Source organism: Caballeronia sp. ATUFL_F1_KS39 (assembly GCF_023630985.1).
Classification (GTDB): Bacteria; Pseudomonadota; Gammaproteobacteria; order Burkholderiales; family Burkholderiaceae; genus Caballeronia; species Caballeronia zhejiangensis.
In genome coordinates, this window is the sequence record NZ_JALQDZ010000037.1 from 21,194 (window position 1) to 35,496 (window position 14,303).

13 protein-coding genes are annotated in these 14,303 nt (G+C 64.9%); 3 read left to right on the top strand and 10 right to left on the bottom strand.

Features of this window, described 5'->3' with window-relative positions:
• Positions 1-38: 38 nt before the first annotated feature.
• The 6 genes from NCR93_RS19185 to NCR93_RS19210 all read right to left on the bottom strand — a co-directional run bounded on the left by NCR93_RS19185 (position 39) and on the right by NCR93_RS19210 (position 6,529).
• Positions 39-1,958 (bottom strand): hybrid sensor histidine kinase/response regulator, encoded by a 1,920-nt coding sequence (locus tag NCR93_RS19185; protein WP_008354421.1) that lies wholly within the window; start codon positions 1,956-1,958, stop codon positions 39-41.
• Complete coding sequence (locus NCR93_RS19190) at positions 1,955-3,679, bottom strand: ATP-binding response regulator (RefSeq protein ID WP_175982870.1); 1,725 nt, start codon at positions 3,677-3,679, stop codon at positions 1,955-1,957. Before NCR93_RS19190 ends, NCR93_RS19185 begins: the two co-directional genes overlap by 4 nt.
• A complete protein-coding gene (locus NCR93_RS19195; protein ID WP_008354419.1) occupies positions 3,676-4,743 on the bottom strand; it encodes an ATP-binding SpoIIE family protein phosphatase in 1,068 nt (355 codons plus the stop codon). The genes NCR93_RS19190 and NCR93_RS19195 overlap by 4 nt, the downstream gene beginning before the upstream one ends.
• Positions 4,728-5,168, bottom strand: a complete 441-nt coding sequence (locus NCR93_RS19200) for an anti-sigma regulatory factor (protein WP_008354418.1) — start codon at positions 5,166-5,168, stop codon at positions 4,728-4,730. The genes NCR93_RS19195 and NCR93_RS19200 overlap by 16 nt, the downstream gene beginning before the upstream one ends.
• A gap of 21 nt (positions 5,169-5,189) precedes the next feature.
• A complete protein-coding gene (locus NCR93_RS19205; protein ID WP_008354417.1) occupies positions 5,190-5,549 on the bottom strand; it encodes an STAS domain-containing protein in 360 nt (119 codons plus the stop codon).
• A gap of 62 nt (positions 5,550-5,611) precedes the next feature.
• The gene (locus NCR93_RS19210; protein WP_008354416.1) at positions 5,612-6,529 is read right to left on the bottom strand and encodes an STAS domain-containing protein; all 918 of its coding nucleotides are present in this window, start codon (positions 6,527-6,529) and stop codon (positions 5,612-5,614) included.
• A 382-nt stretch (positions 6,530-6,911) separates the two neighbouring features.
• Between NCR93_RS19210 and NCR93_RS19215 the strand changes: the two genes are divergently transcribed.
• Together NCR93_RS19215 and NCR93_RS19220 are read left to right on the top strand one after the other, a co-directional pair.
• Entirely contained in the window at positions 6,912-8,282 is a 1,371-nt protein-coding gene (locus NCR93_RS19215; protein WP_008354415.1) for a nucleobase:cation symporter-2 family protein, read from the top strand.
• A 538-nt stretch (positions 8,283-8,820) separates the two neighbouring features.
• On the top strand, positions 8,821-9,645 hold the full coding sequence (locus tag NCR93_RS19220; protein WP_175982869.1) for an alpha/beta hydrolase: 825 nt from the start codon (positions 8,821-8,823) through the stop codon (positions 9,643-9,645).
• Here the strand turns inward: NCR93_RS19220 and NCR93_RS19225 are convergent.
• A complete protein-coding gene (locus NCR93_RS19225; RefSeq protein ID WP_175982868.1) occupies positions 9,642-10,454 on the bottom strand; it encodes an exodeoxyribonuclease III in 813 nt (270 codons plus the stop codon). The two genes, NCR93_RS19220 and NCR93_RS19225, sit on opposite strands and share 4 nt — an antisense overlap.
• A 68-nt stretch (positions 10,455-10,522) precedes the next feature.
• Entirely contained in the window at positions 10,523-11,527 is a 1,005-nt protein-coding gene (locus NCR93_RS19230) for an aldo/keto reductase (RefSeq protein ID WP_008354411.1), read from the bottom strand.
• A 108-nt stretch (positions 11,528-11,635) separates the two neighbouring features.
• On the opposite strand from NCR93_RS19230, the gene NCR93_RS19235 reads away from it, so the two are divergent.
• Positions 11,636-12,529 (top strand): LysR family transcriptional regulator, encoded by an 894-nt coding sequence (locus tag NCR93_RS19235; RefSeq protein ID WP_175982867.1) that lies wholly within the window; start codon positions 11,636-11,638, stop codon positions 12,527-12,529.
• Between the two features lie 6 nt (positions 12,530-12,535).
• Here the strand turns inward: NCR93_RS19235 and NCR93_RS19240 are convergent, their stop codons facing one another.
• Positions 12,536-13,414, bottom strand: coding sequence for an ABC transporter permease (locus tag NCR93_RS19240; protein WP_175982866.1), 879 nt, complete (start codon positions 13,412-13,414; stop codon positions 12,536-12,538).
• On the bottom strand, positions 13,411-14,235 hold the full coding sequence (locus NCR93_RS19245) for an ABC transporter ATP-binding protein (protein ID WP_008354408.1): 825 nt from the start codon (positions 14,233-14,235) through the stop codon (positions 13,411-13,413). Before NCR93_RS19245 ends, NCR93_RS19240 begins: the two co-directional genes overlap by 4 nt.
• Positions 14,236-14,303 lie beyond the last annotated feature (68 nt).

Genomic DNA, 14,303 nt, shown 5'->3' on the forward strand with positions numbered 1-14,303 from the left:
CCATTTCCATCGGCAATTCAGATTTTTCGGCTCCGCGCTCAGGCGAACTTTCCCGACACCGCCCTTTGAATCTCCGCGAACGCCACCGGCTTCACGAGATGATGATCGAAGCCCGCTTCCTTCGAGCGCTGACGATCATGCGCCTGCCCGTATCCCGTCACGGCGATCAGCAAGGCATCGGCGGTTGCGGGACGCGCGCGCATCTCGGCCGCGAGCCGGTATCCGTCCATGCCCGGCAAGCCGATATCGAGCAGCACGATCTGCGGCATGAAGGTGTCGGAGACCGCGAGCGCTTCGGTTGCATCGTGCGCCGTGCGAACGTCGAAGCCGTCGGCCTCGAGTAGCAGCGCCATCGCGGTGGCCGCGTCGACGCTGTCATCGACGAGCAGCACGCGCTTGCCCGCGTTGACGGTCGCGGGCGTTGCCGGCGCGCCTTGCGTGGCCACTTGCGCATCCTTCGCGAGCGGCAGCCACACGACGAACTCGCTGCCCGCCTGCGCCCCCGCCGAGAATGCTTCGATGCGTCCGCCCTGCAATTCGACGAGCGTCTTCGCCAGCGGCAAGCCGATGCCGAGCCCGCCCTCCGATCGTTCGAGCGATGTCTCCGATTGCACGAACAGATCGAAGATGTGCGGCAGCATGTCGGACGCGATGCCGATGCCCTTGTCGCGCACGACGATACGCACCTCATCGCCGAACTGTTCCGTTTCGATGGCGATCTCGCCTTCCTCGACGCTGTACTTCGACGCATTCGACAGCAGATTGCCGAACACCTGCGCGAGCCGCACGCTGTCGCCGACGATGTAGAGCGGCGCATCCGGCAGCTTCACCGTCAACGCGTGCCGCTTTCGTTCGAGCGCGGGCTGCACGGTCTCGATGGCCGCCGCGAGCGCCGCCGCGAGATCGACCGTTTCCTGGCGCAGCGTGATCTTGCCCTGCGTGATGCGCGCAACGTCGAGCAGATCGTCGACGAGCCGGCTCAAATGCCGCACCTGTCTGTCGATGATCGCGCGCACCGTCGCGAAGTGCTGCACGGACGGCTCGCGATCCGGATCGAGCAGATCGACCGCATTGCGGATCGGCGCGAGCGGATTGCGCAATTCATGCGCGAGCATCGCGAGAAACTCGTCCTTGCGGCGGTCCGCTTCGCGCAACAGCAGCTCGGCGGCCTTGCGCTCGGAGATATCGTTGACGATGCCCGCAATGCGATACGGCCGCGCCGGATGACCCGCCGCGCCGTGAACCGGAAACGCGCGCTCCGCGACCCAGCGCGGCCCGCCGCTCGCGCGCACGATGCGATATTCGACCTGATACGGCGTGCCGTTCGCGAGCAGTTGCCGATACGCCTCGGCGACATGATCGCGATCGAGGGGAAGAATGTCGCCGGACCAGTGATCGGGGCCAGGCAGGGGCGCGGGCGCGCCGCCGCCGGTATCGAAGAGATGCGCGTAAGCGGGGCTCACATAGAGCAGTTCGTTGGATGCCGGATCGAGCATCCAGAACACGTCGTCGATATTCCCGGCAAGCTGGCGAAAGCGCTCCTCGCTCTCGCGCAGCGCATTTTCCGCGAGCCGCACGCGCAGCAACGCGCGCACATGCGCGATCAGTTCCGCGGGTTCGACAGGCTCGGTCAAATAGCTATCCGCGCCGCCTTCGAGACCGCGAATGCGATCGAGGCTATGCACGGCCGCCGCCGATGTCTGCAGCACGAGCGTGCCCGACGTCTCCGGCGATGCCTTGATCTGCCTGCACACTTCGAGCCCGTTGATGTCGGGCAGCTTCACGTCGAGCAGCACGAGATCGGGCGCTTCGGCGCGCACGCGTTCGAGCGCGGCCGTGCCCGTCGGCGCTTCGATCACGTTGAAGCCCGCGCGCGACAGGATGCGCGTTTTCGCATAGCGCGCGCCGTCGTTGTCGTCGACGTTGAGGATCAGCACCTCGTTCCAGTCGCTTCTCATGATGCTCGTCCCTCGCCCGTCACCGCATCCAGCACGCCCGGCAGCTCGCCACCGCCCGCCGGCTTTTCAACGAACGCGGTCGCGCCCAGCGCCCGCGCTTCATTGCGATCCTCGTCCTCGCCGAGCACCACGATCGGAATGCTGCGCGTCGCGGCCTGCGCGCGCAACGCGGCGAGCCAGATCCACGCTTCCGACGGCGCGGGCCGCACGGCGAGCAGCAACGCGGCGGGCTGCGTGCGCGCGAGCAGGCGGCTCGCTTCGTCGAGCGTCGCGGCGCTCATCGGGCGATACGGCGAAGCGCGCAGCGCGGCCTCGCAGTCGAGCCGCTCGATCGGATTGCTCGCGACGATCAGCACGGCGGGCCGCGTATCGCTCGCGGCGTGATGCGCGGCGTCGACGTCCGCGCCGTAATGCGCGGGAATCGTCGCGCTGAAAGTCGAGCCGCGCCCGGGTTCGCTCGCGAGCGACACATCGCCGCCGAGCAGCTTGCACAGCTTGCGGCACAGCGGCAGGCCGAGGCCCGTACCCTTCACGTATTGCTGAAGGCGGTTTTCGACTTGCCCGAACTCTTCGAAGACGACCTGCTGATGCTCCGGCGCGATGCCGATGCCCGTATCGCTGACGGAAAACGTGATGAGCCGGCGCGCGTCGTCATAGCTCGCCGCGACGCGCACTTCGCCGCGCTCGGTGAACTTGAGCGCATTCGATACGAAGTTGCGCAGCACCTGCGCGACCTTGGCTTCATCGGTATGAATGGGCGGCAGGCCTTCGCACGATTCGAACACGAGTTCCACCGCGCCGCCCGGCGACAGCGGCCGCAACATGCCGCGCAGCGCCGAAAACAGGGTATCGACTTCGAATTCGGCGGGACGCACGTCGATCTTGCCCGCTTCGATCTTCGCGAGATCGAGCAGATCGTCGACCGTTTCCGACAAATCCTCCGCCGCCTTGCGGATGAAGCGCACCTGCTTTTCCTGCTCTTCCGTCAGATCGCCGTCGATACGTTCGAGCAAGAGTTTCGAGAGCGCGCGGATCGACGACAGCGGCGTGCGGAACTCGTGGCTCATGTTCGACAGAAAGCGCGATTTCGATTCGTCCGCGCGGCGCAGATGATCGGCGCGCGCATCCAGTTCCGCATAAAGCGCGACGACGCCGCGATTGGTGTCCTCGAGTTCGCGCGTAAGACGCGTGAGCTCCTCCTGACGCTCGCGCAGATCCGCGAGCGCGGCGATCAGCTCGCGATTCTGGCGCTGCAATTCCGCGGCCGTGTCTTCGCTCGGCTGACGCTCGAGTGCGTTCTTCACCGCCTGCGCATCGCACGGCACGCCATCGGGTAAAGCCTTCGCGAGCGAGATCGAGGTGTCGCCATCGGCTTCGTCGGCGATCGCGCATTGATCCATCAGACGTTGCGCCGCGAGCAGGCCCAGCGCGGCTTGCGAGTCGTCGTGGCGCATGGCGCGCAGACGCTCGCCCGCACCGCCGCCCGCCAGAAAACGCACGACGAAGCGCGGCGGGCGCGCGGCGTTATCGACGAGAAATTCCGCGCGCGCCGCCTGCCCCGCGATCAGCACGGTGCGCGCGGCTTCGAGCACGGACGTGGAAATGCGCGTCTGATCCTGCGGCGAGAAGCCGAGCGCCGCGCTCGCATCGCGCGCCTTCACGCGGACCGCGACGATATCGCGCTCGTGATCGATCCGCATCGTGTAGAGCGGTTGCGTCATCCTGCGCTCCCGGCTGCGCGGGCCACGAACACGGTGATGTCGTCGCGGCCGCGCGCGAAGTCGCGATACAGCACCGCCGCGACGAGCGCCGGGTGCCGCATCGCGAGGCCCGGATAGCGCGCGAGATCCCAGCGCGACGTGAGCCCGTCCGAATGCAGCACGACGAGCGCGTTCGGCGGATACGGCACGTCGAAGATCTGCGCGCGCCGCGCCGCATGCCCGACGATGCCGCTGTGCGAGACGAGATGCTTGTGCGTGCCTTCGGTCCACACGCTCGCCGAAATATTGCCGATGCCCGCGAAGCTCACCGCCATGCCCGGCATCGACGCGAACGCCGGCATGCGCGCGATGCCGACCGCCGCGCCGCGCGTCGGGCGCAGCGCCTCGTTGGCGGCCTCCATGATGCGATCGAGCGCCTGGTCGCCGTTCGCGGCGAGCGCTTTGGCCGCCTCGATCGCCGCGACATTGGCGAGCGGTCCGTGACCGAGGCCATCGGCGACGAGCACGGTGAATTCGCCGTCATGCGCGTAGACGGACCATGCATCGCCGGATACGGTTTCGGTTTGCAGCGGCAGGTTCACGACGCCGTATGTCAGTTGTGGCGCACGCGTGTTCGCCGCGCCCGGCGCGTTCCAGAACACGGCGCGCAACACCGTGCCGCGTTGCGGCGCGCTCCAGATGTCGAGTTCGTCGGAAAGACGCTCGATCGCGCCCATGCCGTTGCCGGGACTGCCCGCCGTCGTGTAGCCGTCCTCGAAACAGCGATGCAGATCGTAAATGCCCGGCCCGTTGTCGATGCACAGCACTTCGATGCCGTAGCGCAAAGTCGCGCCGGCGCCCCTGTCGACGAGCGGACGCACGAGCAGTTCGCCGCGCTGTGCATGCTTCAGCAGATTCGTGCCGCATTCGGTGACGACGATCGCGAGCTCGCCCGCGGCCGTCTCGTTGAAACCGAGCCCGCGCGCGAGTTCGCCGATAGAACGCCGCGCATAGGCGATCTGGCTCGCCTCGGCGATCTCGTAGCGCTGCTGCGCAGCCATCGATTCCTTCAGAACGGTTTCCATTTTGTGATCGAGACGTGCGTGCCTTCGCCCGGCGCGGAGCGGATGTCGAATTCGTCGCACAGACGTTTGGCGCCGCCAAGCCCGAGCCCGAGGCCGCTGCCCGACGTGAATCCGTCGGAGAGCGCGCGCGGGATATCCGGAATGCCCGGACCATTGTCGACGAATTCGAGCTTGAGGCCACGGCGGCCGTTACGCTCGACGAGATAGCAATGCACGTCGCCGCCGCCGCCGTAGATGAGCGTGTTGCGTGCCAGCTCGCTCGCCGCCGTCACGAACTTCGTCTGGTCGATGAGAGACAGGCCCTGCGAGACCGCCTTCTCGCGCACGAACTGGCGCAGCCGCACGATCTGCTCGTCGTTGCGGATCGGCAGCGTGTCGGGCGGCGACGAGGACGTCGGCGCGGCTGTGGAATTGAAGATCGTCATGGAGTCGTGTGCATGCGGCCGTCAGGCCGTGCCGCCCTTCGAAAGGAGCGCCATGCCCTTCTCCACGTTCAGCGCCGTGCGTACGCCCGAAAGCGTGAGGCCGAGTTCGACGAGCGTGATCGCGACCGAAGGCTGCATGCCGACGACGACCGTCTCGGCATCGAGCACGCGCGCCATGGCGGCCGTGTTGCCGATCATGCGTCCGATGAACGAATCGACCACGTCGAGCGAGGAAATGTCGATCAGGACGCCGCGCGCGCCGTCTTTCACGATGCGGCTCGTCAGATCGTCCTGCAGCGCGAGCGCGAGCCGGTCGTGCATGTCGACCTGAATGGTGACGAGCAGGAGCCTGCCCATCGTGAGAATCGGAATGCGTTCCATCGCTTGAAACCCCGTTCAGTCGCGTTGCGTTCGATGCGTGCTTCGAATGGCGAAAGGCTGCGTCATTCCGCTTGCAGCGAATCGAAGCCGTCGCTTGCGCGGCTGCCGCGCGAGGCGTCCTGCGCGGATCCGGCCGTCACCGACTTGCCCGTGCGCTGCAGCGCGACGACGAACGCCGACGCGAGCGTCGCCTTGGTCGTGACGTTCGTGAGATTCACGCCGAGATGAACGATGGTCTGCGCGATCTGCGGACGAATACCGCTGATGATGCAGTCCGCGCCCATCAGACGCGCCGCCGCGACCGTCTTCAGCAAGTGCTGCGCGACGAGCGTATCGACGGTCGGCACGCCGGTGATGTCGATGATCGAAATGGCCGCGCCCGTCTCGACGATCTTCTGCAGCAGGTTTTCCATCACGACTTGCGTGCGCGCGGAATCGAGCGTGCCGATGAGCGGCAGCGCGAGAATGCCGTCCCACAACTGCACGACGGGCGTCGACAGTTCGAGCAGTTCCTGCTGCTGGCGCACGATGACCTGCTCGCGGCTCGCCTGGAACACTTCGGTCGTGAAGAGCCCGAGCTCGTCGAAGAGCGTGCTGATCGTCCAGGTGAGATCGGCGAGCGCGGGGGCATCGTTGACGAGCGTGTCGCGCAAACGCGCGAAGAGCGGCTGCTTGAGCGAGAACACGAACATCGCGGTCTCGACGGGCGTGAAGCCCTGACGCGCACGCTGCGCCGACATTTCCGCGAGAAACGCGCGCACTTCCTGCCATGCGGACGATTTGAAATCGACGCGTTCGGAGGCGCCGAGCGCCGTCACGAGAAGCGACGTGAACTGGCTGAACTGATTGCGCAGTTCCGCCTCGCCGACGAGGCCGCGCCGCGCCGCGATGGCGTGCTGCTGCGCGAACCATTCCGCGAGCAATTGCTCCTGGTTGCTGGTGAACAGTTGGGCAAGCCGCGTTCCGCCGACCATTTCCATGCCGAGATCCCCGTGCGAATGATGTTATTGGGCGCCAAGCCCTGGAAGCTGGATTGTTGCATCGCCGCGAAAGCTATCGAAATAAAGCAACGCGAAGCGCTCGGAATGTAGCACGCCATCCCAAAAATCGACAGTGCGACAAGCCTTGCGGCACAAGGGTTTCGAGGATTCTTCCGTTTGTCGCGATGCGCGCTGCGCCGAATCGGCAAATGCTGCCGTGTGCGCGCGATCGCATGGACAATATCGGTCAAATATCCTGAACAAAGTCAAGCGCGCGTGCGATGCCATGTATAGCGGCCCGAATATTTTTTCGGCCGTCGCGCGGTGCAATACTCGGGCGACCCACTCAACGTCATAGACATTCGAGCTTGCCGGAGCGCACATGGCCCAAACGATTCATCCCGTCGACGAAGTGCTGCCCATCGGTCAGATGCTCGCGGTCGGCATTCAGCACGTACTCGTGATGTACGCGGGCGCGATCGCGGTGCCGCTCATCATCGGCGCAGCGCTCAAGCTGCCGAAGGAGCAGGTCGCGTTTCTGATCAGCTCGGACCTCTTCGCGTGCGGAGTCGTCACGCTGGTGCAGTGCATCGGCGTATGGAAATTCGGCATCCGCCTGCCGGTCATCATGGGCGTGAGCTTCGCGCCGGTCGGGCCGATGGTCGCGATGGCATCATCCGGTGCGGGCCTGCCGGCGATCTTCGGCGCGACCATCGCGGCGGGCGTGTTCGCGGTCCTGATCGCGCCGTTCTTCGGACGGCTGATGCGCTTCTTTCCGCCGATCGTCACGGGCACGATCATTCTGACGATCGGCATGACGCTCTTTCCCGTCGCGATCAACTGGGCGGGCGGCGGACGCGGCGCACCGAATTTCGGCGAGCCGCGCAATCTGATGATCGCGGGCATCGTGCTGCTCGCGATTCTGCTCATCAACAAGTATCTGAAGGGCTTCGTCGCGAATATTTCGGTGTTGCTCGGCATGGCGATCGGCTTCGTGATCGCGTTGCCGCTCGGCTTCGTCGATTTCGCGGGCGTCGGTCAAGCCGCGTGGTTCGCGCCGGTGCGGCCGTTCGCGTTCGGCATGCCGGTCTTCGATGTCGCGGCGATCGCCTCGCTGTGTCTCGTGATGGTCGTCATCATGGTGGAATCGCTCGGTATGTTCCTCGCGCTCGGCGATCTCGCGATGCGCCCCGTTTCGCGCATCGATGCGACGCGCGGACTGCGCACCGATGGTCTCGGCACGGTGATCGGCGGCATCTTCAATACGTTTCCGCATTCGTCGTTTTCGCAGAACATCGGGCTCGTGGGCATTACGGGCGTCAAAAGCCGCTGGGTGGTCGCGGTGTCGGGCGTGATCCTGATCCTGCTCGGGCTGCTGCCGAAGCTCTCGAATCTGATTGCTTCGATACCGGTGGTCGTGCTCGGCGGCGCGGGCATCGCGATGTTCGGCATGGTCGCGGCGACCGGCGTGAAGATCCTGAGCAAGGTCGATTTCGATAGCAAGAACAACTTGCTCATCATCGCGATCAGTCTGGGCGTGGGCGTGATTCCGCTTGCCGCGCCGGCGTTCTTCGCGCACATGCCGGCGTGGGCGGGGCCGCTGACGCATAGCGGAATCACGCTCGCCGCGGTGTTCGCGATTCTGCTCAACGCGCTGTTCAATCGCGAGCGGGAAGCGGAGGACGTGGAGAAGGAGATCGCTGCGGAGATGCCTTTGAGCTTGCGGCAGGGGGATGTGGATGTGCGGGAGTGAGCGAGTTGCCGGAGATCCGGCCGATGGCGCCACGCAAGCGGCCTGCAATCGCTCGCGCGCAACCGCGCCCTACCTAACCGCAAGGGCTTTGGGCCGGGATGAATTCGAACAGAACCTGGAAGCGCTCCGAATCGGGGACATTTGGAACGGTAGGCCAAATCTCATAGTCGACCTCGATACGCCTCTCTTCGACGCCGAGCGCACGAAGATAGCTAACGACGGATTCAACGCGCTTTTTTGTGACCGCCGTTCCGTCTCGTCGCCCTTTTCAAAATAGCCATAGGGAACAACAATGTCAGTCCGCGCGACGCTGTTGTTAGCGTCGACGAGCGTGCGCGCCAGATCAACTCGATGGCGATTTGACAGCGACAAGTTGTCCGCGTCGAATTTGATCGATTGGATCCCGCGGAATTCATCTGGGTCATTTTTCTGTCGGTAACAATTCACCGCCCGTACATGAAATGCAGGCGCAAGCGCACGCATCCACACGCCGCAACTCCACTACCATACGAGGAACGCCAACCCGCCGCCGACACCGATGCGCGAAGTCCTCTGGATCGCCCTGCTCGCCATAGCGCTGGTCTACACGATCGCGCTCGCGGGCCTGTATTGGCTGCAAGGAAGGCTCGTCTATCCGCTGGAACAGATCGAAGCCTTCAAGAACGCCGATGTGGAAGCGCGCACCGAAGCAGTCGTCATCAGAACCGATGACGGCCTCGACCTGACCATGCGCTACAAAGCGCCGCCCGACGACGACGCGCCCACGGTCATCCTCTTTCACGGCAATGGCGAAGACCTTTTCCAGCGCGGTCATGTTGCATTGGAGATGATCGAAGCGGGCTATGGCGTGCTGCTCGCCGAATATCGCGGCTACGGCGGCAATCCCGGCAGGCCGCACGAAGCCGGCCTTTGCGCCGATGCGCGCGCCGCCTACGCCTACGCCGCGGCGCGTTCACGCAACATCGTGCTGCACGGTTATTCGCTCGGCTCGGGTGTCGCCGTGCAGCTTGCAAGCGTCGCGAAGATCCATGCGCTGATGCTCGAAGCGCCGTTCACGAGCATCGTCGATGTCGCCGCGAAACGCTTCCGGCTCTTTCCCGTGCGGCTGCTCGCACGCGATCGCTACGAAAGCCTCGCGAAAATCGCATCGATCGATGCGCCGCTCTTGATCTACGGCGGCACGAAAGACGGCGTGATTCCGCCCGAACACTTCCAGCGTCTCTTCGATGCAGCACGCGGCGACAAGCGTCTCGCGCTCATCGAAGACGCCGATCATCTCGACGTTTGGACGATGGGCGGCCGCGAACACGCGATGCAATTCCTCGCGTCACTGCAACCGACGCGCGACACGCTGCAAGCCTAAGCCGATTTCTTGCGCGTGCGCCCGAGCTTGAGCGTGACCCACGCCGGCGCATGATCGCTCGCATGCGGCTCGCCGCGCACCCATTTGTCGACGCCCGCCGCCTCCAGCTTCTTCGCGAGATCCTTGCTAAGAAGGATGTGATCGATGCGCAAGCCGGAATTCGTCTGCCAATGATTGCGGAAGTAATCCCAGAACGTATAGATGCGCTCATCGGGAAACTTCTGCTTCAGCGCATCGGTCCAGCCTTGCGCGAGCAAAGCCGCGTAGGCCGCGCGGCTCTCCGGCTGCAACAGCGCGTCCTTCAGCCACGAGCGCGTGTTGTAGATGTCGTCATCGGTCGGCACGACGTTGTAATCGCCCGCGAGCACGACGGGATGTCCGCTATCGAGCAACATCTTCGCATGCGCGTTGAAGCGCGCGAACCATTCGAGCTTGTAATCGAACTTCGGGCCGGGCTGCGGATTGCCGTTCGGAAGATAAAGACAGCCGATCAGCAAGCCGCCCACGGCCGCCTCGATATAACGGCTATGCGTATCGTCTTCGTAACCCGGCAGCCCGCGCCGGCTCAGCACCGGCTCCGCGTCTTTCGCGAGAATCGCCACGCCGTTCCACGATTGTTGCCCATGCCATAGCGCGCCGTAGCCCGCGTTCGCGATCGCGTCGGCGGGAAACTGCGCGTCGGTCGCTTTCAGTTCCTGCAGGCAGACGATATCGGGCGATTCGCGTTCGAGCCATGTCAGCAAGGCGTCGAGCCGCGGACGGATGCCGTTGATGTTGAAGGTCGCGATTTTCACTCGGCGTCTCTCCATCGGTGGATCGGGATCGATGCTACACGCGTCGCAGTTTGCGTGCCGCGTCGCGAACCACGCCGGGAGATTCAGCGCTTCTCGCTGTCGAGATGCGCCATCTGCACGGCCTCGTAGCGATCGCCCGCCGCCGCGCCCTTCGGCACCGCCGCTTCGATCGCGGCGAGGTCATCCTTCGTGAGCGCGACATCGAGCGCCCCGAGCGATTCCGTCAGCCGGTCGCGACGGCGCGCGCCGACGACAGGCACGATGTCATCGCCCTGCGCGAGCACCCACGCGATCGCGATCTGCGCGACGCTCACGCCTTTTGCATCGGCGATCTTGCGCAACGCATCGACGAGCGCGAGATTGCGTTCGACGTTGCCTTGCTGAAAGCGCGGACTGTTCGCGCGCCAGTCGCCGGATTGCGCGGCGTCGCGGCTCCAGTGTCCGCTGATGAGTCCGCGCGACAGCACGCCGTACGCCGTGATGCCGATGCCGAGTTCGCGGCATGCCGGAAGAATCGATTCCTCGAGGCCGCGCGAAATCAGCGAGTATTCGATCTGCAGATCGCACACCGCATGCACGGCGGCGGCACGGCGAATCGTGTCCGCGCCGACTTCCGACAATCCGACGTGGCGCACATAGCCCGCGTCGATCATCTCGGCGATCGCGCCGACGGTGTCTTCGACCGGCACGTTCGCATCGAGGCGCGCGGGCCGATAAATGTCGATATGTTCGACGCCGAGCCGCTGCAATGTATACGCGAGCGAATTCTTCACGGCGACGGGCCGTCCATCGAACGCGATGAACCGGCCGGCCGGATCGCGCATGCCGCCGAATTTCACGCTGAGAATCGCCGCATCGCGGCGTGAAGGCGGCGCGCTTCTCAACGCTTCGCCGATCAGCATTTCGTTGTGCCCCATGCCGTAGAAGTCGCCGGTGTCGAGCAGCGTCACGCCCGCTTCGAGGGCCGCGTGTATCGTCGCGATGCTCTCCGCGCGATCCGACGGCCCGTACATGCCCGACATGCCCATGCATCCGAGGCCGATCGCCGACGATTGCGGTCCGTTCTTTCCGAGCTTGCGTTGTTCCATGTTCGTTCTCTCCTTGAAGGATGGAGACGATTATGGGAGCAAACCTCGCGTGCGATAATCCGCCTCAATCCGAATGGGCTGTGCGCCCCAGCGAACAATGGGTGAGAGATGAGCGAACCGGATTTGTCGGATCTTCACGCGTTTCTGGCCGTCGCGCGGTCGCGTGGCTTCAGGCAGGCGGCGCTGTTGCGCGGCGTGTCGGCGTCGTCGCTGAGCGAGGCCATACGCAGGCTCGAAACGCGTCTGGGCGTGCGGCTTTTGAATCGCACGACGCGCAGCGTCACGCCGACCGAAGCGGGCGAGCGGCTCATCGAACGCCTCGGGCCCGCGTTCGCGGAAATCGCAGGCGCGCTCGATGCCGTCAACGGCTTTCGCGACAGCCCGACCGGCACGTTGCGCCTGAACGTCCCGCGCATCGTGTCACGCGAGATCCTGCCGCCAATCGTCGCGCGTTTTCTGACGGCGCATCCGGGCATCAAGCTGGAGATCAGCGCAACCGATACCTTCATCGACGTGCTCGCCGCCGGTTTCGATGCGGGCATCCGTTATGACGAGCGCATCGAGCGCGACATGATCGCCGTGCCGATCGGGCCGCGCACGCAACGCTTCGTCGCGGTGGCGTCGCCGGCTTATCTCGCGGCGCACGGCGAGCCGAAGCATCCGCGCGAACTCGTGAATCACGCGTGCATCGGGCATCGTTTCGATAGCGGCGTGCTGGCCGTGTGGGAATTCATGCGCGGCAAGGAAACGATACGCATCGCGCCGGAAGGACCGCTCGTCACGTCGTCGATCGAGATCAGCCGAAGCGCGGCCATCGCGGGATTGGGCCTCGTCTATACGTTCGACGAGTTCGTGCGCCCGGCCATCGACGATGGCGCGCTCGTGCCCGTGCTCAAACCGTGGTGGCAGAGTTTCACCGGGCCGCGTCTCTATTATCCGAGCCGCGCGCACATGCCGGGGCCGTTGCGCGCGTTCATCGACTTCATTCGCGCGGGGAATTGAGCGCGCTCATTGCTGCACGCCCCAGCGGCGCACGGTCACGCGCTCGATCGTATCGAAGACGAGATGCTCCACAGCAAGGCCGATCACGATGACCGCAGCCAGTCCCGCGAACACGCGGTCCGTGTAAAGCTCGTTGCGGTTCTGGAAGATGTACCAGCCGAGCCCGCCCTTGCCCGAGCTCGCGCCGAACACGAGCTCCGCCGCGATCAGCGTGCGCCACGCGAAGGCCCAGCCCACGCGCAAGCCCGCGAGAATCGAAGGCAACGCGGCGGGCACCAGAATCAGCATCACATGGCGCATGCCGTTGAGACCGTAGTTGCGGCCCGTCATGCGCAAGGTCGTCGGCACGGCCTGAAAGCCCGCATACGTGTTGAGCGCGAGCGGCCACAACACCGAATGCACGAGCACGAAAAGCAGGCTTCCGGTGCCGAGGCCGAACCACAGCAACGCGAGCGGCAACAGCGCGATGGAAGGCAGCGGATTGAACATCGCGGTGAGCATCGAAAGGATGTCGCGGCCGATGCGCGTCGAGACCGCAAGCGATGTCAGCGCGAACGCGAGCGCCGCGCCGAGCGCATAGCCGCGCAGCAGTACCGACATCGAAATGCCGATCTTCTCGATGAGTTCGCCCGACGCGATGCCCTGCACGAATGCGACGAAGGTCGCGCTGAAAGTGGGCAACAGCAGATCGTTATCGACGGCGCGTGCGGCGATTTCCCACAACGCGATCAGCACGAGCGCGATGATCGACTTGCGCAGCCACGCACGATCCGCTAGCCGCTTCGACAGCGACAACGGCGCTTCATGTTCGACGGCGACGCTCGCGGCAGGCGCGATTTCATACTCGGGCCGCACGGGCGGCACGATCAGATGCGGCGTGCTCATTGCGCGCGCTCCTCTTCGAACAACAGACGATGAATGCGCGCGACGCTCTGCTGAAACTCGCCGCGACCCAGGCTGTCCTGCGTGTATTGATGACTGTTGAGTTCGGCGCGCACGCGTCCCGGATGCGGCGTCAGCAGCAGAATGCGATTGCCGACGATCAGCGCTTCCTCGATCGAGTGCGTGACGAACAACAGCGTGAATCGCTCGTCGCTCCAGAGGCGCAAGAGCTCTTCCTGCATGCGGCGTCGCGTGAGCGCATCGAGTGCGGCGAAGGGCTCGTCCATCAGCAGCACGCGCGGCTGCATCGCGAGGGCGCGTGCAATGGCGACGCGCTGCTTCATGCCGCCCGACAGCGTATGCGGATACGCATCGGCGAATTTGGCGAGACCGACCTTGTCGAGATAATGCAGCGCGCGTTCGCGAGCTTCGGCGCGGCCGAGCTTGCGCGCGACGCGCAGCGGAAAGGCGACGTTCTGCACGACGGTCTTCCACGGCGGCAACTGATCGAACTCCTGAAACACGACGATGCGATCCGCGCCCGGCCCGCGCACACGTTCACCGCCGATTTCGATGCTGCCTCCAACCGGCTCGATGAAGCCCGCAACGGCCTTGAGCAAGGTCGACTTGCCGCAGCCCGAAGGCCCGAGCAGCACGAAGCGGTCGGCGCCGTAGACATCGAAGCTGACATCGTGCGTCGCGCGAACGAGCCGCTCCGGCGTGCGGTATTCGAGCGTGACGTTCTTCGCGCTGAGAAGCTTGCCGCTCGTCGCAGCCTCACGATCGGCTTCGTGCGAATAAAGCGCTTGGGGATTGGCGGCCATGTTCATCTGCCCGATTGCAAACGATCACGATACCGGCGCGCTGCGCTCGAGCGAACCAATCATTGCGC

What these genes read in the sequence shown, in the direction of transcription:
- NCR93_RS19245 (WP_008354408.1), bottom strand. Translation starts at nt 14,235, where the DNA reads ATGGCCGCCAATCCCCAAGCGCTTTATTCGCACGAAGCCGATCGTGAG.
- NCR93_RS19200 (WP_008354418.1), bottom strand. Translation starts at nt 5,168, where the DNA reads ATGACGATCTTCAATTCCACAGCCGCGCCGACGTCCTCGTCGCCGCCC.
- NCR93_RS19185 (WP_008354421.1), bottom strand. Translation starts at nt 1,958, where the DNA reads ATGAGAAGCGACTGGAACGAGGTGCTGATCCTCAACGTCGACGACAAC.
- NCR93_RS19225 (WP_175982868.1), bottom strand. Translation starts at nt 10,454, where the DNA reads ATGGAGAGACGCCGAGTGAAAATCGCGACCTTCAACATCAACGGCATC.
- NCR93_RS19215 (WP_008354415.1), top strand. Translation starts at nt 6,912, where the DNA reads ATGGCCCAAACGATTCATCCCGTCGACGAAGTGCTGCCCATCGGTCAG.
- NCR93_RS19240 (WP_175982866.1), bottom strand. Translation starts at nt 13,414, where the DNA reads ATGAGCACGCCGCATCTGATCGTGCCGCCCGTGCGGCCCGAGTATGAA.
- NCR93_RS19230 (WP_008354411.1), bottom strand. Translation starts at nt 11,527, where the DNA reads ATGGAACAACGCAAGCTCGGAAAGAACGGACCGCAATCGTCGGCGATC.
- NCR93_RS19235 (WP_175982867.1), top strand. Translation starts at nt 11,636, where the DNA reads ATGAGCGAACCGGATTTGTCGGATCTTCACGCGTTTCTGGCCGTCGCG.
- NCR93_RS19190 (WP_175982870.1), bottom strand. Translation starts at nt 3,679, where the DNA reads ATGACGCAACCGCTCTACACGATGCGGATCGATCACGAGCGCGATATC.
- NCR93_RS19210 (WP_008354416.1), bottom strand. Translation starts at nt 6,529, where the DNA reads ATGGAAATGGTCGGCGGAACGCGGCTTGCCCAACTGTTCACCAGCAAC.
- NCR93_RS19220 (WP_175982869.1), top strand. Translation starts at nt 8,821, where the DNA reads ATGCGCGAAGTCCTCTGGATCGCCCTGCTCGCCATAGCGCTGGTCTAC.
- NCR93_RS19195 (WP_008354419.1), bottom strand. Translation starts at nt 4,743, where the DNA reads ATGGAAACCGTTCTGAAGGAATCGATGGCTGCGCAGCAGCGCTACGAG.
- NCR93_RS19205 (WP_008354417.1), bottom strand. Translation starts at nt 5,549, where the DNA reads ATGGAACGCATTCCGATTCTCACGATGGGCAGGCTCCTGCTCGTCACC.